This window comes from Candidatus Zymogenaceae bacterium, assembly GCA_016931225.1.
Lineage (GTDB): Bacteria > Desulfobacterota > Zymogenia > Zymogenales > Zymogenaceae > JAFGFE01.
In genome coordinates this window covers 1-20737 of the sequence record JAFGFE010000037.1, presented here as the reverse complement: position 1 = coordinate 20737, position 20737 = coordinate 1, and the positions used below count along the sequence as shown (strand labels likewise).

Sequence of the window (20737 nt, the reverse complement as noted above, 5' to 3'; positions counted from 1 at the left end):
GGCGCCCGTTTCGAGCGCCCCGTTTTTTTTCATGTCGGTCGATTGACTTTCATAAAGGATCGGGAGTTTAGCCGCGATCTTCTGTCGAGAACATATCCCCGAAAACCGGCTCCCTTCTACCTGTCTATCACCTCGTAGCAGATTTCACACACCGTATCGGACCCGCCGTTGGCAGTCAGCCCGTAGGTTCCCTCGGGAAGCACCAGGGACGAGAAATCCGCCCGGTTCATCTCGATGGTCTCGGGATCGTCGGCGATGCGCTCCGTGTAGGTATAGACGGTATGGGGCATTTCGCCGATATCGGAAATCGTCACGGAGAAGACGGAGGTGATCCCCTCACCCATGCAGGATTCCCAGCTGGAAGAGAGAAACTGTATCTCGAAATTCACCCCCTTTTTCCCCGCCGGGATGGTGAACTCCACAGGCGTCGTCCGGCAGCTCAGGTCGATCTCCGCCCTCACGCAGAACTCGCCCACACCATGTGAGTAGTTTGACGGCGGCAGGGGCGGGACGAATCCCTCGGGATCCTCTTTAATCGGCACCTCCGCCCCGGCATCGACGGCCAGGTTCGATCCGAACGTATACCCGAATACATACTCTCCCGACGGACCCCAGTACTCCACCACGTACCAGTAGTCCACCGGCAGGGCAGCCAGGGTATCGGTCCAGGACGTGCGGGAGATCACCGCGACCCGGTCGCCCTTCATGAGCGTGCCCGTTATGTCGGAAAAGAAGTTCGGCTCCGCCATCACCGGCGTATCGTCATAGGTTATCGTGCCGTTCTCCCAGGCAACTGCGGACACCGCCGCAATACACATACAGAACATCACCGCCAACAGCACACTCAGTTTTTTCATACCGATATCCTAAATGATTATGACAAAAAACATGTATCATATCATGACAGACGTCCACGGGGGGAACACCGCACCGATCCCGCACACAAATATTACCCCTCCCCCCGCATTTTTCGATCCCTCCGTATGGAGGTACAGTCGATCGGGCCGTGTCCGGGATAAAACGAGAAAGATTCACACGGGGGATTTCCCCCTACTCCATCTAGAAACGGTCGATAATATTCTTGATTTCCCGTTTCGTCAGGGCCTCGGTCACCTCGGGATGCTCCAACCAGTCGGACAAGCCCCAGTTACGCGTGTCGGCGAAGGTGGCATCAGGTCCCCATGACTCCTTCTGGACCACCACGAAACCGTCGTCCGTCATCAGAAAGTGATAGTTGAACAGGACTCCGAAAAAGACCACCGCCGCGACTACGGCCCCGACGAGGATTACGATGTTCTTCTGGTCTGTTTTTTTCTTTCGGGAACTCTTTTTCTTCTTCGTGCTTCGTTTTTTTGCCATGACTCACTCATAATAAATATAATCAGTCTGAATCGAACCTGATGACCTCTCCCGGCTCGTTCGCCTCCATTGTACGCATCAGGGCCGGGTGTTCCTCCCATTCGATAAACGACCACCCCCGGGTATCGACATAGGTATCAGACAATCCAATGGACTCCTTCTTGACGACGACAAGGTCGTCGTCGGTGCGAACCAGGTGAAAATTCGTGGCGAGACCGAAGAGTATGAGCATGATAACGGCGAGAATAACGAGAAGGGTCCCCGTTGAGTTCCCATCCTGGGAGCTGATATATGTACGCATTGACCGTTCCTCCCGTGAAAAACAGTGTACAGATGAGGTGTATTGTATCACATCACCCGCGTCGAACAAGGGAAGAGTCTTCTCACTCACCATACTGTTTTTTATGAATACCGGGAGCCGAAAATCGCCGTTCCGACCCGCACCATGGTCGCCCCCTCCTCCACCGCCACGGCATAGTCGTTGGACATGCCCATGGAAAGCTCTTCCATGACAACGCCGGGGATACGCTCTTTTTCGATACGCTCCGAGAGCCCCCGCAGCGTCACGAAATAGGGCCGGCTGACCTCCGGGTCCAGGCCGAAGGGCGGCATCCCCATCAGCCCCAGAACAGACAGGTTTTCACACGCCGCCACCGAACGGGCAAGCGCGATGATCCCCTCGGGGGAGACGCCGGACTTCTGCTCCTCTTCGGAAATATTCACCTGTATGAGCACGTCCTGTTTCTTCCCCTCAAGGCCCGCCCTTCTATTCAGCTCGGCCGCCAGCTCTACGCCGTCCACCGAATGGATCAGATCAAAGAGGCGCACGGCGTATTTCGCCTTATTCTTCTGGAGCCCCCCGATGAAATGCCACCGGGGTTGGGGGGCGTCGGTTTCCGCGAGGGTAGTGATCTTTTCCCTCGCCTCCTGGACGTAGTTCTCCCCCAGATCCCGGGCGCCTGCGGCTACGGCGGCCTGAACAATGTCGACGCCGAACGTCTTCGTGACCGTGACGAGGGTTATCTCATCACTGCTTCTCCCGGCCTTTTCGGCGGCCCGGGCGATCGCATCATTGACGGTATCGAGGTTTTTTCGAATAGTGTCTTCATTCATGTGTCGTATCCTGTCTGTTCACAACAACCGCCCCAAGCTCCATCAGCGCCGTTATCACCTCCGGCACCGGCAGACCCACGACGTTGGTATAGGACCCCTCTATTTTCGTTACCATCGCCATGGCCATACCCTGGATGGCGTACGCCCCGGCCTTGTCCAGCGGCTCCAAAGTCGCCGCGTAGGCTTCGATCTCTTCGGGAAGAATGTTTCGCATCGTCACGTCGGTTTCCACGCATTGTTTATATATGGATTCGGTGGCCTCCCGGATAATGGAAAATCCGGAGATGACCCGATGTGTGTTCCCAGAAAGGATCCGAAGCATCCGGGCGGCGTCTTCAGGATCTTCCGGCTTTCCCAGAAGCCGGTTATCGACGGCGACCAGTGTGTCGGCCCCCAGGATGTATGCATCAGGGTGGTGTACCGAGACCGCCCTCGCCTTTTCCACCGAAAGTCTCAGAACGTGCTCTTCAAAGGTCTCCCCCGCCCTGAAGGTTTCATCCACGTCGGCGGGGATCACCCGGAATTGAAGCCCCAGGGTTGAGAGAAAATCGATCCTCCGGGGGGACCGGGACGCCAGTATCAGGGGGGCGGTGGTGCGATAGATTGTTGTCATAGACATCCTGATTGTTTCAATATCAAACGGCGGCCAGTATAACAAAAAAGGGTTGAAAAATAAAGGCCTTGGTGATAATGTAACGTACTGATTTTTACTCATTTTTACTAAAAAATACCAACTATGAAGCAGTTGAACGTCAACACCTCATCCCGTGAAGAGATGATCGACATCACCCGGGACGTGCAGCGGGTGGTCAAGGAGAGCGGCGTTCTGAGGGGCGTCTGCTACGTGTTTACGCCTCACACCACCGCCGCAATTACCATCAATGAAAACGCCGATCCGGACGTCCCCCGGGACGTGATCGGCAAGCTCCGGCACCTGGTACCCAAGGACGACGGTTATAAACATGTCGAGGGCAACTCCGACGCCCATATCAAGTCGAGTCTCGTGGGCGCATCGGAAATGGTGATGGTTGAAAACTCCACCCTGGTGCTCGGCACGTGGCAGTCTCTGTTCTTTTGTGAATTCGACGGACCGCGCAGAAGAAACGTTCTGGTCAAGGTCATATCCGAAAGGTAACGGCATGTTCAAACGATCTTTTCACCTTCTCATCAATGCACTAATCGCACTGTTCGCAACCCAGACATTGGCCATGGATTCGGGATCGGGAACGCTCTTCCCCCTTGAGGATAACGGAGTCTGGTACTACACCGGCACCTATGAAAAGGGGGAAAGCGACGGCGAAGATACGGAGATCATCGAGTTCAACCTGAAATCCGAGGTGGTTCGATTCGTGACCGGCGGCGGATACGTGGGCGCCCATATGATGGGGCATCCCTTTGACGCCTTGTCCATCCTGGACGGAGCCGTCTGCCGCTCATCGTATGTCTATTACCTTCTCGGAAACGACGTGTACCTGATCGAGAACCAGCAGGATATGAACACCGCCATGGGCGGCCGGTACGATCCGAGCGCGGAGGAAAAATTCATCTCGTTCCCCCTCATCTCCGGCCTCTACCAGGGCACGATCGTGGGAGAATCCGGGTGGGTCGTCAAGACGACACGGATATCGGTGCCGGCCCTTCGCGGCCCGGTGGACGGATACGCCTTCATCATGAAAAAACCGGATGAGGGGAAAATGATGACGTTCGCCCCGGGAGTGGGCATCACCGCCTATTACTATATTGACTACACGACTGGAGAAAAAATCAAATTGAAGCTCACCGAATATATCCTTACTGAGTAACCCATCACCTTCATCACCATGACGCTTTCAAAAAGGAATGATATCTATGCGAGTACTTTCCGGAATTCAACCGTCCGGTTCCCTTCATATCGGCAACTACTTCGGCATGATGCGCCAAATGATCAAATACCAGCAGGAGGCGACACTGTTTGTGTTTATCGTCAACCTGCACGCCCTGACCAGTGTGTCGGATCCCGTACCCCTTGCCAAGGATACCCTGGCGGCGGCGGCGGACTTCCTGGCCCTGGGTCTCGATCCCGAGAAGTGTTTCTTCTGGGTCCAGTCCGATGTGCCGGAGGTAACGGAGCTGACCTGGATACTCAGCAATGTCACGCCGATGGGACTGTTGGAGCGGGCCCACAGCTATAAGGATAAAATCGCCAAGGGACTGGCCCCCAATCACGGGCTGTTCGCCTATCCGGTGCTGATGGCCGCGGACATCCTGCTCTATCAGGCCGACAGGGTCCCGGTGGGCAAGGACCAGAAACAGCACCTGGAAATCACCCGGGACATCGCCCAGCGCTTCAACTATATCTTCGGGGAGACCTTCACCGTCCCGGAGGCGGAAATCAGCGATGATGTGGCGATTATACCCGGCATCGACGGACAGAAAATGAGCAAGTCCTACGACAACACCATCGAGATATTCTTGAGCGAAAAGGAGCTGAAGCAAAAAGTGATGGGCATCGTCACCGATTCCCGGGCGGTGGACGAGCCCAAGGATCCGGATAACGACACCCTGTTTTCCCTGATGAGCCTGTTTCTGGACACAGGCGACCTGGAGAAGCTCAGGGAGCGCTACCTGGCCCCCGGGCTGAAGTACTCCGAGGTGAAAAAGGAGCTTATGGGCGTCATCTGGGAATACTTCGCCCCGTATCGAAAAAAGCGGGACGACCTGATGGCGAACAAGGACCACATCCGAAAGGTACTGGCGGCCGGTGCGGAAAAGACCAGGGCCGAGGCGGAAAAGACCCTGAGTATCGTCCGGAAAAACGTCGGGCTGGTGTATTAGACGTCCCCACACAATCGACAATGCCCGGATACTCCGACGCGGGGATGGAACATCCATCCCCGTTTTTTGTCGGGTATTATCAGAAAGCCGTTTGTACCGTCCGACTCACATCGAGGAGCCGCTCCATGAAACGATATATCTCTATCGGCGTATGTATGCTGTCTGTTTTGATCTGTTCTGTGACACTCGCACAAGACCACACGCTTCCCCTCGACTATGCGTGGAGCTTCTCCGAGGGACTGGCCCGGGTGGAGGTGAACGGTCGCATCGGGTATGTGGACACAACCGGAGAATACGCCGTGAAACCCGAATTCGTCCGAGAATCGGTATTTTACCCCCCCGTTTTCGATTTTCATGACGGGAGAGCCCACCGCCTCCTGGGAGACCGACACGGTTTCATCGACCGAAACGGCGCCCTGATCATCGATCCGAGATTCGATGACGCCCGGGATTTTTCCGAAAACCTCGCCCGGGTGAAAATCTCGGGCCTGTGGGGATATATTAATTCCGACGGCGCCGTGATCATTTCCCCGACCTTCGAGGACGCCGGGGAATTCTCCCGGGGTCTGGCACCGGTAAAACGGGACGGAAGCTGGGGGTATATCGATACTCAGGGGGAGACGGAGATCGCGTTTGCTTTTGACGAGGCCCGGGAGTTCTCCAAAGGATTGGCGGCGGTGCGGACCGGGGACCAGTGGGGATTCATCAACGAGACGGGGGCGTATGCGGTGACGCCCTCCTTTGAAGACGCGGCGGACTTTTCCGGGGGATTGTGCGCCGTCTTTTGGGACGGGGGCTGGGGATACATCGACGAGACGGGGACATTCGTCATCGAGCCCGTATACGACGAGGCAGGGGAATTTTCCGAGGGACTGGCGATGGTCCGGGTATCAGGAAAATACGGCTACATCGACGCCACGGGGGAAATCGTCATCGAGTCGGTCTTTGATGCCGCCGGGGATTTTTCCGAGGGACTGGGCCCGGTGAAGACCGGGGGCCTGTGGGGATTCATCGACGCCGAGGGACACATCGTCATCGAGCCGATGTTCGATCGCGTCGGCGGCTTTTCCGAGGGCTACAGCGCCGTCGGGAGGGACGGCGGGTGGGGGTTCGTGGATCGGGAGGGGGAGTTTTTGGAAATCGGTAGATAGGTTATCTCTCGACTTTTTCTATGGAAGATCGAACGGACTCGGGGGATTTTCCTTCATCATCTTGTCCCTGGCGTCCTTCAACAGATCGACGGCCCTCGGATCTCCGAACTCCGCCAGCGCCGTCATGGCGGTGTATCGTATAAGTTCTTTCTCGTCGTTCAACGCCTCGACAAGTGAATCATACGCCCGGGGATCACCGAGCTTGCCCAGCACAAGAATGGCCTCCACCCGGACATACTCATACTCATAATCCAGTGCACGAAGCGTATTTTCTCTCAGCGATCTCTCAGGGAGGATTGACCTCCTATCAATATCGTAACCATTTATTTTACGCACCAGCTCATACAGATGTCTTTTTATGCTCGCATCTTTCTCATCAACAAGTTCTATCAGGGGCACCGCCACCCGGGGATCGCCGATTTCACCCAGAGCTTTAACGGCGCTCTCTCGAACCGTAGAATTTCTATCCTCCAATGCTTCAAAAAGCGGCTCCACCGCCCGGGGATCGCCCATCTTCCCCAGAGCTTCCGCGGTACTTTCTCGAACCTGGAAGCTTTCGTCCTCCAACGCCTCAAGGAGCGGCTCAACGGCCCGGGGATCACCGGTCTTTCCGAGGGATTTTGCGGCATATTCTCTTATATATGACTCATCATGCTTCAATAAATCAATTAAAGCGGGGAGAGCTGGATCACCCATTTGTATCAATATGCCGAAAAGCTCCCGTACCGTCAACCAGTTAGCATCGTTTAGCATCACAACCAGCGGTTTCACCGCCCGGGGATCGCCGATTTTCCCCAGGGCGATTATCGCGTTTTCACGAACCTCCGCATCCATATCGTACATCGCATCGGCAAGAGAATCTGCGGCTCGGGGATCACCGATCAACCCGAGAGCTTTCGCGGCTTCCGCCCTCCTGTGATCATCGACATCATTCAACGCATCGATAAGCGGCTCCACCGCCGGCTCTCCGATCTGCGTCAGTCTCTCTACCATGGTTTCTCTCAGAGACCGATTCTGGTGATTCAGCACCTCGATGAGTAATTCCGCGTCAATCCCGCCGAGCTTTTCGAGATCCTCTTTGGCTTCCATCCTTTCCTCATACGGCGTGGCTCTCGATAGTGTTTTCACAAGCAGGTATTTTCTCTCGTCATCGAGTTCTCTGTGTTCATCTTTCGTTTCTTCTTCACCGGATTCATCCAACTCCGTCTTTTCCTCAAGGATCTTCTTTTCCGACACATCATCGATTTCCTCCAGCACATCAACCGCAAGATCCCTCACTTGTGTATCTTCATCGTACAATGCGGTTTTCAGCATCTCTAAAACACCGGGATCATCTAACTCAATAAACGCAAGCAGCGCATAATACCTGACTTCTCCATTCGGATCGTCCATCCTTTTCACAAGCAATCCCCGGGTCCGGGCCTCATCGATTTCCATCAACGCCTCCACGGCGCTTTCACGAACAAACTGGTCTTCATCGTGAAGCAGGTCGATAATCGGCTCCACGGCCCTCAGATCGCCGATCTCCCTCAATGCTTCCATCGCATTGATCCTTACCCGTATGTTATCGGAATCCAGCACGTCGATGAGCGCGGGAACCGCCGGTTCGCCGATCTTAATCAGCTTTTCTCTGGCCCCCTTCTGAACATCAATATCTTCATCATCCAATTCCTCGATGAGCGACGATATCATCCCGGCATCGATATCCTCCATCTCAAACATAAGTTGATCGTCCGTTCCCGTTGATTCATCAGGACTTTCTCTCTCAATCGCTGTTTCATGGGGACTTTCGCCCTCTGCCGTATCATCCTGGCTTCTATAATAGTGGATGCAGAACAACGAAAATGTGAGCGATACGACGAGTATCAACGCCAGCGATAGTATGTATCTTCTTCTGTCCTCCATGATCTACTCCCGTATGTAAAAACCTCGATGCTACGTCAGGATGCGCACATTACGTCCCTGCAAGCGCTTCCAGCGCTTCGTCTATTCCTTTGAGAACATATGGATTTTTTTTGTTCTCTCTTCGCTTACGCGCCTTCTTCAGGGACCGTATCACCCTCGCATCCCCGATCTCCCCCAGGGCCACCGCGGAGAAATACCGCACGAAGAGATTCTCGTCCTCCAACAACTCGATCAACGGCTCTACGGCTCGGGGATCGCCGAGCTTCCCCAGGGCTTCCGCCGCCCTTTCCCGCACCTCGTGTCTTTCATCCTTCAGTGCGCGAATGAGCGGCTCCACCGCCTAGGGGTTCTTTTTTTCTATCATCTCAACGTATGTATGGGTGACCACCCTTCTCGGCATATACTGTATGAAAACGCACCAGGCACAAACCAACCAGGGACACCGCTGCGCACATTTTCCCTGTTATTTCACGCCCCAACCCCTCACCACCAAGAAAATCACACCACGTCGCCAGGTGTATGTTACTTGTCTTCAAATCTTTTCAGGGCTTCGTCTATGGTGAACACCATCACCGGATCACCCTCGTTCTCTTTCCATTTTTTCGCCCGTTTGAGGCATGTTATTGCGCTTGGATCTCCAATCTCCCATAGAGCGATGACGGCGCTTTTGCGGACCTGGAGAACTCCATCCCGTAATACCATACAGAGGGGCTTTACCGCCCGGGGGTCTCCGATCTTCCTCAATGCCTCGGCCGCATTCTCTCGAAGCCTTGAATCTGTCTCCTCACATGCACTCACCCATCGCGTTACGAACGAATCGTAGGAGAAGATTCTCAAACCGCTGACGCGTTTCAGTGTCCTGTACAGAAAGGTATTAAGTCGGTAATTCTCGGGTATAAGCACCGCAATGAGCGGCTCCACCGCCCGGGGGTCACCGATTTCTCCCAGCACCTTCACCACGTCTTCCTGGACTTCGGAATCCCCGTTATCCAAAAGTTCGATGAGCGGCATTACCGCCGGCTCGCCCATACCCACCAGCACTCCCAACGCTTCTTTTCGAACGTCTTCGTCTTCATCCTTCATCGCATAGGCCAGTGGTTTTACGGCCCGGGTATCCCCGATTTCACCGAGAGCAGTAACCGTGGACTTTCTCACCGTCGAGTTTTCGTCTCTCAACATCTCGATGAGCGGATCAACGGCCCGGGCATCCCCGATTTTACCGAGGGCGGTGACCGCGTACCTTCTCACCGTCGAGTCTTCGTCTTCCAACACCTCGACGAGCGGATCAACGGCTCGGGTATCACCGATGTCTCCCAATATCACGATAACCTTTTTACGAGGCATGTACTCTTCATCCATCATCACCTCTATGAGCGACGGGACAGCCGCCTCTCCCATATATGTTAACGCCTTGGCTGCTCCTCCTCGAACAGAAGAGTCTTTATCCTCCAGCGCTCCGATAAGCGGATCGATCGCTGGCTCGCCGATGTCTACCAGGGCGTCCCTGGCTGCATGACTAATACCAATATCCTCATCCCTCAACGCTTCAAGAAGCGGCTCCACCGCCCGAGGGTCACCGATGCCTCCCAATACATCCACGACAATTCTTCTTAAAGAATTATCTTCATCCTCTAGTACAGCAAGAAGCACCTCAAATCCCCTGGTATCGTCAATCTTTACCAGGGCGAACGCGATATATTCACAAAGAAAGTAATTTTTTTTCTTCAGTGCCTCAATGAGCGGATCCATCGCCCTGGGATCTCCGATATCTCCCAATGCCTTTGCCGCATATTCCTGATTGAGGGAAGCATCATCCTCCAATATTTTAATGAGCGGTGGAACCGCCCGAGTATCTCCTATTTTCCCCAGGGCGATTATTGCATGATAGATAACTTTAATATCTGTATCATTCAACGCCTCGATGAGCGGATCCACCGCCCGGGAATCTCCGATCTTTCCAAGAACCTCTGCCGCATACCCTCGAACCAGTAAATTTTCATCATGTAACGCTTCGATAAGTGGGGTGACCGCTGGCTCTCCGATCTCAGACAACGCTTTTTTCGCTTTTTCACGTGCATGTATATCCTTGTTGTCCCCCAAATCTTCTATGAGAGACTCGATTTTTTTGAGATCAATATTCTCTTTTGGAGTCATTGATGATTCATCCAAGGAAGCGTCTTCTTTTTCCTTTAACGTTTCTATGAGTATTTCCACCGTCGGTTCGCCTATTTTTTTCAGAGATTCTTCTGCGAATTTTCGAACAACGGGATCTTCATCCTCAATCAACCCCAGGAGCGGCTTGATCGCCCGGGGATCACCAATTTCTCCCAGCACTTTCGTTGCTTCTCTCCGAACAGAGGCGTCTTCATCATGTAACGTCTCGATGAGCGGTTTCACGGCCCGATAATCTTTGATGGTACCCAATGCCGTTGCGGCACTTCCCCGAACACGATAATCATCATCCCCCAACATATCTATCAGCGGCCCAACCGCACTGGGATTGCCTACTTCCCCCAACACTGTCGCGGCAATCGCTCGATTGGCGGCATCTTCATCTTGTAACATTTCAATAAGCGGATCTATCGCCGGTTCACCTATCTCTTTGAGCACTGTGATTGCGCATTGTATCTCAATAAAATTACCATTTCGTATTGTATTGATGAGCGGAATGACGGCCGGCTCTCCAATTTCCATCAATGCCTGTGTTATCGAAAAATAATTACATATACCCTCATCCTTCAACGTCTCAATGAGCGGCTCCACAGCCCGTGGATCGCCGACCTCTCCCAGCGCTTTTACGGCGCTTTTTCGAACCAGAGCATCTTCATCATTCAAGGCATCTATCAGCAGATCGAGCGCCCGCACATTTCCTTTTTCCGCGGGAACTTTCAGAAGATCGATCGCCTCTATTCTCTCATCTGCTTTTTCGCTTTGCAGCATCTGCTCGAGATCTTCGCTCACGAACACATGGTCACACGAAGACAGGAGCAAAAGTATCACCATCAAAGCCGGTACGGAAACAACGATTATTCTTTTTCTCATCACGACACACCTCTGCACAGAAGACTCACTTATGACACGACAATACTTACGTGAAAAACATACGACGCATCACGACTGGACGCCGACGGATTTCTCCGCCTCAATCGACACAGCCTTTCAGCCTCACAATACCGTCTGTAAGAGCTATACACGCGTTGAGATTCGTCGCTATGTCGGCAACTTCTGTTATTATCGCTTTCTTTATTTGCGTATCATATACATACGCATATATGCAATAACAAAATCACCGAAAATGAAATTTCTTTATACTATGACGGGTGAAAATGGCGGCCGGTTGAGGGCGGGACCGGAAGGTGGCGTGTTCGGGGACGAAGACGCCCGGTCTTTCAGACGGGGGTGTCGCCCGCTTTCTATGGGGCGTTCACGATTTCGAAAAAAAAAGCGGCGATGTTTCCATGAGAAAACACGCCGCCTTTTTTTGTCTGGATTGTTCTTAGTAGCTTCTTCTGGGACCCCGGTTCCTGGGGGGACGGGCTTCGTCCACGTTCAGGGTGCGTCCCACGTACTCAGTGCCGTGGAGGGCGTCCTTGGCCGCAACGGCCTCTTCCTGGCTGGACATCTCCACAAATCCGAATCCCTTCCCCTCGATCACTTTGGCCTCGACCACCTCTCCGTAGTTGGCGAACAGCTCTCCCAGCTCGTCGCTGGTTACCGAGTAGGTCAGATTTCCGACAAAAAGCTTCTTGCCTTGCATCTTCAGCTCCTTCTTTCTCTCCTATTTAACAATGGTCGTTTCGGGGGCGAAAGAAGGAACCAGACATCCCTTATACGAAACACATTATTAAACACGAGAACACAATAAAAAAGCCGAAAAGAAACGCCGAATTCCTCCGAGGAAGGTCATCGTATCGCTTCTTCTCAGCACTCTCTTTCAGGTACTTTAGACCTGATCCGCAACATATTTGATTCACTTCTCTTTACGCATCGGGACCGGATGTCCCAATATGTGACTATTATTGTCAATAGCAAAGTATTTGTCAAGCACAATAGCATACATTCTGATATTATTTTTCGTGCAAATTTAACATAAATCACATCCGCATTCGTTACGGACACGAGCGGCCCCGCCGCTAATTCGTCGCCAGAAAGAACAAAATCCCGAAAAAATGGGAAATGCTGCCTGCAAGCACCAGCACATGCCATATGGTGTGGTGAAAGGGAAGCCTTCTGAGAGCGTAAAAGACCAGCCCGATCATGTAGCATGCCCCGCCGATGACCAGCCAGAGAATCAGGCCTGGAGGGAGCATCTGTATAATGGGTTTTATGGCGATGAGAATGAGCCACCCCATCACCAGATATATCCCGAAGGAGACCAGTTCGTGGCGCTCGGGGAAGATGGAGCGAAACACCACGCCCCCCGCCGCCAATCCCCAGGTGAGACCGAAGAGCGTCCACCCCCATCCCCCCCGCATCGAAACGAGGGTCAGCGGCGTATAGGTCCCGGCAATCAGCAGATACACCGCGGAAAGATCCAGGATGCGAAAAAGCCGCTTGAGCCGTGGCCTTTTAAATCCGTGAAAGAGGGTCGAGACGACATACAGGATAATCAGCGTTGCGCCGTAGATGGAAAAACTTACCACCCGCCACGGATCACCACGAAGCCCCGCAAACACCACCAAAAGCACCAACCCCGCCACGCTCAGGGCCGCCCCGATGCCGTGGACGATGCTGCTGGCGGTCTCCTCGGCGGGGGTCTGCTCCTGCCAGTCCGGGGTCGCCCACTCGGGCATCGCTTTTTTTCCGTCTTTCCCTGAATCCGTCATGCGAGAACCTTTCGCTGTGTAATGAAAACGTCCTTTCAATCGGGCGATTGTATACCCGATTGTACATTTTTGCAATCCTTTATGTGTCGTCTTTTTCTCCTCATATAATACCATATCCACAGCCGACATCCACCGGTTTCGGGGGTACACGGATTGTTTTGTCTTGTCACTGTTCCGACTGGTGTGCTACAGTATTTTCCGACTACTCCGACATTCCACCGCCCACCCGAAACAAGGAGCACGCCATGAACGCTCGGGAACGCTTCCACGCAACATGCCGATTCGAGAAGACGGACCGCCTTGTCCGACGAGAAACCGGCGGATTCTGGGAGGAAACAATCGCCCGCTGGCGCTCGGAGGGCCTCCCCGACACCGTGATCGACGGCATCATGACGGCCCCGCCCTTCTTCGGGTTCGACAGCATGTGCTGGCTTCCCATCGCGCCGGGGGCCATCGCCGAGCCCGGATTCATGCCCACATTCACAGAAGAGATCATCGAACAGACCGAGAAGTTCGTCATCTCCCGGGACCCCGGCGGCAAGATCATCAAAACCCTCTCCGACGGCAGCTCCACCATCCCCCAGTACCTGGATCACCCGGTCAAGACCATCGCCGACTTCGAGGAGCTCAAGTGGCGGCTGGACCCGGAAACCCCGGAGCGGTTCACGAACGTCTTGGACATCATGATCCAGCTTGCCGAGAACACACCGGACAACTACACCTGTATCGTCGTCTGCGGCGTGTTCGGCACGCTGAGAAACCTCATGGGGCTCAAGGGACTCTCCATCGCCATCCGTCGGGACCCAAAGCTGCTCCACGCCATCGGGGCGCAGTGGCTTCATATGCACAAGGTCCTCATCAAGAAGATTGCCGATCGCTCGCCGGTGGACTGGATATTCTTCTGGGAGGACATGGCCTACCGCAATGGCCCCCTCATCTCGCCTGCGGCCTTCCGTGAATTCATGACCCCGTACTACACGGAGCTGATCGCGTACGTGAAGGCGGAGACGGACATCACGTGCTTCAACGTGGACACCGACGGCGACGTGTGGCTGTTGATCCCGCTGTTTCTGGAGGCGGGGGTGAACATGATGCTGCCCTTCGAGGTACAGGCGGGAATGGACATCCGGGAGGTCCGGCGGAAATACCCGGAGCTTATCATCAACGGCGGCATCGATAAGCGGGTCTTCTACGACGGCAGGACGAAGGACGAGATGAGGCGCGAGGTCCACGACAAGGTCGGCTTCATGCTCAAGAACGGCGGGGGCTACATCCCTGCCTTCGATCACGATGTCCCGCCGGAGGTCTCCATGGAGAACTTCCAGTTCTTCCTGGAGCTGGTCCGGGAGATGAAGTAAAACCACGAAATCAAAGAAGGCGTTCGCTGCGTCACTTAGCGTCGTAAAAAAAGGGGGCTGATCGACCCCCCTCCTTATTTGGTATCAAGTTATTTTAGAACGTCTACACTCTTGCTACCACTACGGCGTCAGCGTGTCCCCCGCGCCGAAGTTGGTATACACCGGCTGGTCTTCGTCGACGCCCGCCTGGGGCAGCGCCTCGCCGGCGTCGTAGTTGCCGTCCCAGGTGCCGTCGCCGCCGGAAGCCATTCATTGCCCCATTTTTTCCATCCCTTTACACACATACCGTATTCATGTGGACACCGTCTCTCCGATTCTGATATAGTAACACCTTGTTGCCGTAAACAGGGTAACAGCCGGCAGGAAAACATGCACCGGATATATTCAACCAGGAGATTCTATGAGAACCCTCATGATATCGGCAAGCCGTGAGGTGACGCCGGACCCGGTCTATCCCCTTGGAGCGGCCTACGTGGCCGCTGCGCTGAGAAACGCCGGCCACGATGTGGACATCACGGATGTGCTCTTTGCCGACGATCCCCGTGCCGCGATTACGGAAAAAATCGCCGATTTTCGCCCGGACGTGGTGGGGGTCTCCATCCGCAACATCGACAACGTCTCCTACCCCCTGTCGGTGTCGTTCATGGACGAAAATAGAAACGCGATCAGCGCCGTTCGGTCGGTGTTTTCCGGCCCGGTTGTCCTGGGCGGGTCCGGTTTCACCATGATGCCCCGGGAGATACTCGCCGCCACGGGGGAGCGGATGGGCATCGTCGGCGAGGGGGAGGAGGCGATAGTGCTCCTGCTCCGTGCTATTTCGGGAGGAGGCGACCTGTCGAGGGTGCCGGGACTTGTGGTGATGGAGAACGGGCGCGTCCGGATACAGAATCCACCCCGGCCCATCGAAAACATCGACGCCGTGGGCCGCCCTGCGGGGGACCTGTGCGACAACGCCGCCTACCTGAAGTGGGGCGGTATGGGCAGCGTCCAGACAAAGCGCGGGTGCACGGCAGGCTGCATCTACTGCACCTACCCCATCGTCGAGGGGAGAACCATCAGGGTGAGAGACCCGAAACTCGTGGTGGACGAGATCGAGCACTCCCTTGGTGAGTGGGGGGTGGATACCTTTTTCATCGTCGACAGCGTCTTCAACGCCCCCCCGGAACACGCCCGGGAGATCGCCCGGGAAATCATCCGGCGAAAGCTCACCGTTCGCCTTGCGGCATACGTCTCCCCGACGCACATCAGCGAAAGATTGCTGGAGGACCTGAGGAACGCGGGGCTCACCGGCCTAGACCTGGGGACGGACAGCCTGTCGGACACCGTGCTGAAAAAACTCAACAAGGGTTTTACCAGAAAGGACATCGTCGAGACCGTCAAAGCCGCCCATTCAATGGGTATGATGACGTGTCTGAACATCATATTCGGATCGCCGGGGGAAACAAACGACTCGATGCGGGAGACGGCGGACCTCATCGACGAGCTGTCTCCCACTGCCCACCACGCCATGGTGGGCATCAGGATCTTTCCGGGAACCGGCCTTCAGAAGCTGGCGGTGGCCGAGGGAATGGATGAGGCGAGAACCATCGGCCTTGAGCCGATATTTTATATTGCCCGGGATGTGGCTGAAAGTGTTGTGGAGTTCGTCCGTGAGCGCGCCGTCGGCCGTCCCAACTGGATCGTACCGGGCCAAATGATCATGGCGGGGCAGGATTTTAAAGGCGTCCTCCGTCCCGAACGGTACGACAGCGGCCTCGGCTCCCATTTCAGGATGCAGGGCGTCAGGGGGCCCCTGTGGGAGATGATGGGCCGGAACGACGAAGATTAACGTCGGAAAACTGGACTAAATCAATCATTCAACTGAGAGGAGAGAGAGGATGGGCGGTAAGGACACTTTCGCCTACTCGGATATCGTTGAAATCGAACAGGTGCTCTATCGGTGCAGTCACGCGGTGGACAAGGGCGAGATAGAAACAACCGTATCGCTCTTTCAGCCTGACGCCGCGCTGGTCATTACCTGGGAGGAAAACGGACGTCACGAGGGGCATGATGTAATACGGAAATGGTTCGAGAACTACGAGCAGGGTGTCCGGAGTTCAACGAATTATTTGCGACACCGGATCACCTGCCCCGTCATCGATGTCGACGGCGACTGTGCGTCGGCCTCTTCATACCTGGAAGTTGAGGCGGCCAGCAAGAGCGCCGGAACGGTCATTAAAACCGTGGGGCGATATGAAGATACTCTCGTTCGGACCGACAAGGGCTGGCGTTTCGCGGAAAAAGTGATTTACATGGACAACACCTATGCCGTCTGATCCTGAATCATATACTTATATATATCTCACTTCCGAGAGTTCTCGGGGAGGCGCCTTCCTGAATTTATATTTCGGATACCCCAGGATGACGCCGGCGGAAACCTCCCGGTCATCGGAAAGAGAGAGAAGCTTTCGTATTTCGGGAACCCGATTGCACGCCGGCGGGATGATGTCGTTAAAACAGGAGCCGATCCCCATCGCCTCGGCCATCAACACGGCATGAAGCGCCGCAATGAGGCAGTTCGCCTCTCCCACCGGTTCATAGGTGGGGCTGTGAAACAGCATCAGCACGCGCGCGCCTCTCAGGATTTCGTTGCCTTTCCCCTCCCGGTACCAGCGGATATACCAGTGCATGCCGGGCATGACAAAATCCTTGAGCGTCCTGAACCCCTTTTTCCCCGCCCGTCGCTTGACGATCATCCGGGCGATCGGGTTTCTCAGGAGCCGTTCCAGCTTCTCGTACATCATATATGCATGCTCGGAAAGCTCCGCCAGAACGTCCGGATCGTCTATCACGATGAGCCCGGTGCTGCTTTTTCCCGTGCCTGTGGGCGCAACGCGGGCGGCATTGATGATCGCATCGATTTTTTCCCGGGGAATCGGCGTGTCCGTGAACACGCGCACGGAACGACGCTGCTTCAGCAACAAAAAAAGGGCCTCCCCGTCGATGTCCACATCCCTGACCGGGGCGAAATCATCATCGTTCAGGGTCTGTACCTCAATGGCGTCTCTTGGGCAGACGGCGACGCAATGGCCGCATTCCATGCACAGAAGACGACGCTCCTCGGAGACAACGGTAACCTTCTCTCCATGTAAAAAGGCGGCCTCGGGGATATGTCGGGGACACACGGCCCCGCATATACCGCAGGCGGTACACGCCTTTTCATCAATACGAATCATGGCACGCTCCCAATTCGGAAACAGCAGTCCCGATAAAAACAGACGGGCAGTACTGAAATACCATACCATCCACACACAAGTCCAATCCTTTTTTTACATCCGTCACACGCGTAACGCCCGGATCTGCAATCGTCGCATTACAACCGCGACACCGTTCTTTTCTTTTACCCGAATCTTTCGTATACTGTTTGTTTGATGGAATACGGTGGTTTCAAGCGTGAGCTGTCACTCCATTGCATTTCATTTCATAAAAGTATTGAATATTCACCCCCTTATCAATTACAATCAAAGGTGTCGAACGAATACTCACGCAGCCTATCGGTTTCTTTCTTTACGATGCACACGACCGCGGAAGGGATGAAATGAAAAAGAAACAGATCGACCATGCAAAAGAAATCGAATCACTCACGAAAAAAATCAGTGAACTTGAGGCCGTCATCCAGGAACTGACCCGTCCGTACGATACTCTGGAAAACGGACAATCAAAGCTGAAGGATATCCTGAAAAACATCCAGGAGGGATACTACGAAACCGATCTCTCCGGCAATATGACATATGTCAACATCCCCCTCACAGACATGATCGGGTATCGCTCCGATGAGATCCTGAATGAAAACTTCCGACGCTTTTCTCCCAAGAAGCATCATAAAGGTGTTGTCACCGCATTCAATTCGGTGTATCGAACGGGAAAACCGATCAAGACCCTCACCGGCACATTCTTGAAAAAAAACGGGGACATCCGTAACTTTGAACTCTCGATCTCGCCGCGAAAAAACAGGACCGGTGAAACCATCGGATTCTCGGGTATCGTCAGAGACGTCTCCGAACGACTCAAAGCGCAAAAGGAAATCAGTTATCTCAGGGAGCTCAACGACAGCATTATTAATTCCATACTCGATCCGTTGGATATCATAGATAAAAATTTCAAGATAGTCTTCCAAAACGACGCCAGTGTTGAACAATTCGGCACCGGCGTTGGGAAACGATGCTACCGCTTCTTTTCCAAACGCTCCTCTCCCTGTCCGAACTGCGAGACCATACACACCATAACAAAAAAAATTCCGATCAAGCGGGAGACGGAGTATCGTGGATTAGTCTGGGAGATCCTCTCATTCCCCATACTCATGCCGGACGGCGAAACATACGGCGCTCTTGAGATCTTTAGAGATGTAACCGAGCGAAAACGGGCGACGGAGGCCATAAAACGATCGGAAGAGCGGTGGAAAAATCTTTTCGACAACTCCATCGATCCATTCTTCACGGTTGACCTGAAGGGAAACATCACCGCGGCCAATACCGCCATGGATCAGCTCACAGGGTACACAAAAACCGAACTTGTCAGGATGCGTTATACGGACCTGATGGACCCTGATACGGCACAGCGGGTGAAGCTACATTTCAACCGATTGCATAGAACGGGATTACCGATACAAAGCAAGATCTATTCCATCAAAAACAAGTTCGGAGACGAGTTGATAATCGAGGGGAACGTCAATGTTATCAGAGAGGGGGACGAAATCGTCGGATTCCAGGGATCATTCAAGGATATTACGGTCAGGAAACTGATGGAGAACGCCCTGAGAGAATCCGAGGAGCGAATCAGGAATATCTTCGAAACGTCCGCGGACGTCATCTTCGTGACAAACATCAGCGGTGAAATTGTCGATATAAATCCCGCCATCGAAGCAATATCCGGATATTCCGTCAAAGAAATGATCGGGGCATACTCCCACACGTTCTACAAGAACCCGAACCAGAGAGAGGAACTCATTGAGGAGTTGAAACAAAAAGGGTATATAAAAAACAAGGAGATGCTTTTTTTAAAGAAGGACGGTTCCGAACTCGAAGGCCTCATTACGATAGCCCCCCGTCTCGATAGTGAGGGTGAAATACTCGGCATACAGGGCACCATCAAGGACATCACCGAGAAGAAGCGCCTTGAGCAGCAGCTCGTCCAGGCCCAGAAGATGGAGGCCCTGGGAAACCTCGCCGGGGGAATCGCCCACAACTTCAACAACATCCTCGTGGGCATCATGGGGTACTCGGAATTCCTCATGAAAAAAAAGGACGAAAACGATTCGGACTACAAGGCCGTCAAGACGATTTTCGAGAGCACCATCCGGGCCGCCGAAATGACCCGTCAGCTTTTGAATATCGCCAGGGCCGGCGAACACACCGCCCGAAAAATACAGCCCGAAGCCATCGTGAAAAACACCCTGCCGCTGATAAAAAACATCTTCGATAAAAGCATCTCCATCACCACCCACATTCAAAAGAACATCATGCCCGTCATCGGGGACCAGGGACAGCTTGAGCAGTGCCTGTTGAATCTCTGCATCAACGCCCGGGACGCCATGCCCGACGGGGGCGAGCTTATCATCGAGATCGAAAACCGGCACATCGAGGAGGACTACGCCCGATCCCACCTCGAGGCCCGGACCGGCGAATATGTGGTGCTGACGGTCTCGGACACAGGGTGCGGCATGACTCCCGAGGTAAAACAGCGGATTTTCGAGCCTTTTTTCACCACGAAGGGTGATCAGGGCGGCACCGGAATGGGGCTGGCGACGCTTTACGGCATTATCAAGAACCACGAGGGATTCATCAATGTCTACAGCGAAGAACACGTCGGCACGACCTTCAGACTCTACCTGCCCATATCGACGGAACAGGTGGTGGAGGCCCCGGAGGAGATCGTCCCCGTGACCGTGCGGGGAACAGAGACGATCCTGCTGATAGACGACGAGCCCTACGTGCTGGAAATGTGGGGGGATCTCCTAGAGGAGAACGGATATGTGGTATTGACCGCCGAGGACGGCTTCCGGGGGGTGGAAATATACCGGGAGCGGGCAGGAGACATCGACCTGGTGGTGCTCGATTACATCATGCCGGGTATGGGAGGGGATATCGTGATCGAACAGCTCAAGGGGATAGACGCCGATGTGAAGATTCTCGTCGCGTCGGGATACAGCGAAAACGGCCAGGCCAAGGGGATT

General features: G+C 54.2%; 19 protein-coding genes. 8 read left to right on the top strand and 11 right to left on the bottom strand.

The window, feature by feature from the left end; genetic code table 11:
• Positions 1-116 precede the first annotated feature (116 nt).
• The 5 genes from JW885_14610 to maf form a co-directional block, all read right to left on the bottom strand.
• Positions 117-857: a hypothetical protein gene (locus tag JW885_14610; protein ID MBN1883396.1), complete on the bottom strand. Its 741-nt coding sequence runs from the start codon at positions 855-857 to the stop codon at positions 117-119.
• A 202-nt stretch (positions 858-1059) separates the two neighbouring features.
• A complete protein-coding gene (locus JW885_14605; GenBank protein ID MBN1883395.1) occupies positions 1060-1359 on the bottom strand; it encodes a hypothetical protein in 300 nt (99 codons plus the stop codon).
• 22 nt (positions 1360-1381) lie between these two features.
• On the bottom strand, positions 1382-1660 hold the full coding sequence (locus JW885_14600; protein MBN1883394.1) for a hypothetical protein: 279 nt from the start codon (positions 1658-1660) through the stop codon (positions 1382-1384).
• Positions 1661-1761: 101 nt separating this feature from the next.
• Positions 1762-2472, bottom strand: a complete 711-nt coding sequence (locus tag JW885_14595) for a YggS family pyridoxal phosphate-dependent enzyme (GenBank protein ID MBN1883393.1) — start codon at positions 2470-2472, stop codon at positions 1762-1764.
• On the bottom strand, positions 2465-3085 hold the full coding sequence (gene maf, locus JW885_14590) for a septum formation protein Maf (protein MBN1883392.1): 621 nt from the start codon (positions 3083-3085) through the stop codon (positions 2465-2467). The genes JW885_14595 and maf overlap by 8 nt, the downstream gene beginning before the upstream one ends.
• Positions 3086-3208: 123 nt before the next feature.
• On the opposite strand from maf, the gene JW885_14585 reads away from it, so the two are divergent.
• The 4 genes from JW885_14585 (at position 3209) to JW885_14570 (ending at position 6437) form a co-directional block, all read left to right on the top strand.
• Positions 3209-3607 (top strand): YjbQ family protein, encoded by a 399-nt coding sequence (locus JW885_14585; GenBank protein MBN1883391.1) that lies wholly within the window; start codon positions 3209-3211, stop codon positions 3605-3607.
• Positions 3608-3611: 4 nt separating this feature from the next.
• The gene (locus tag JW885_14580) at positions 3612-4274 is read left to right on the top strand and encodes a hypothetical protein (protein MBN1883390.1); all 663 of its coding nucleotides are present in this window, start codon (positions 3612-3614) and stop codon (positions 4272-4274) included.
• A 46-nt stretch (positions 4275-4320) separates the two neighbouring features.
• Positions 4321-5286: a tryptophan--tRNA ligase gene (gene trpS / locus JW885_14575; protein MBN1883389.1), complete on the top strand. Its 966-nt coding sequence runs from the start codon at positions 4321-4323 to the stop codon at positions 5284-5286.
• Positions 5287-5411: 125 nt separating this feature from the next.
• Positions 5412-6437: a WG repeat-containing protein gene (locus tag JW885_14570; GenBank protein MBN1883388.1), complete on the top strand. Its 1026-nt coding sequence runs from the start codon at positions 5412-5414 to the stop codon at positions 6435-6437.
• An 18-nt stretch (positions 6438-6455) separates the two neighbouring features.
• Here the strand turns inward: JW885_14570 and JW885_14565 are convergent, their stop codons facing one another.
• From JW885_14565 to JW885_14545, 5 genes are all read right to left on the bottom strand, one after another.
• A complete protein-coding gene (locus tag JW885_14565; protein MBN1883387.1) occupies positions 6456-8342 on the bottom strand; it encodes a HEAT repeat domain-containing protein in 1887 nt (628 codons plus the stop codon).
• Between the two features lie 49 nt (positions 8343-8391).
• Positions 8392-8679 (bottom strand): HEAT repeat domain-containing protein, encoded by a 288-nt coding sequence (locus JW885_14560; GenBank protein ID MBN1883386.1) that lies wholly within the window; start codon positions 8677-8679, stop codon positions 8392-8394.
• A gap of 185 nt (positions 8680-8864) precedes the next feature.
• Complete coding sequence (locus tag JW885_14555; GenBank protein MBN1883385.1) at positions 8865-11384, bottom strand: HEAT repeat domain-containing protein; 2520 nt, start codon at positions 11382-11384, stop codon at positions 8865-8867.
• 454 nt (positions 11385-11838) lie between these two features.
• Positions 11839-12099 (bottom strand): RNA-binding protein, encoded by a 261-nt coding sequence (locus JW885_14550; GenBank protein ID MBN1883384.1) that lies wholly within the window; start codon positions 12097-12099, stop codon positions 11839-11841.
• Between the two features lie 376 nt (positions 12100-12475).
• Positions 12476-13135, bottom strand: coding sequence for a hemolysin III family protein (locus tag JW885_14545; GenBank protein ID MBN1883383.1), 660 nt, complete (start codon positions 13133-13135; stop codon positions 12476-12478).
• A 278-nt stretch (positions 13136-13413) separates the two neighbouring features.
• Between JW885_14545 and JW885_14540 the strand changes: the two genes are divergently transcribed.
• From JW885_14540 to JW885_14530, 3 genes are all read left to right on the top strand, one after another.
• The gene (locus JW885_14540) at positions 13414-14526 is read left to right on the top strand and encodes a hypothetical protein (protein MBN1883382.1); all 1113 of its coding nucleotides are present in this window, start codon (positions 13414-13416) and stop codon (positions 14524-14526) included.
• Between the two features lie 400 nt (positions 14527-14926).
• Complete coding sequence (locus JW885_14535) at positions 14927-16354, top strand: radical SAM protein (GenBank protein ID MBN1883381.1); 1428 nt, start codon at positions 14927-14929, stop codon at positions 16352-16354.
• Between the two features lie 49 nt (positions 16355-16403).
• Entirely contained in the window at positions 16404-16841 is a 438-nt protein-coding gene (locus JW885_14530) for a nuclear transport factor 2 family protein (GenBank protein MBN1883380.1), read from the top strand.
• A 15-nt stretch (positions 16842-16856) separates the two neighbouring features.
• Here the strand turns inward: JW885_14530 and JW885_14525 are convergent, their stop codons facing one another.
• Positions 16857-17741, bottom strand: coding sequence for a nitroreductase family protein (locus tag JW885_14525; GenBank protein ID MBN1883379.1), 885 nt, complete (start codon positions 17739-17741; stop codon positions 16857-16859).
• Between the two features lie 362 nt (positions 17742-18103).
• Here JW885_14525 and JW885_14520 point away from each other — a divergent pair.
• A partial coding sequence (locus JW885_14520) for a PAS domain S-box protein (GenBank protein ID MBN1883378.1) occupies positions 18104-20737 on the top strand: 2634 nt, incomplete at its 3' end.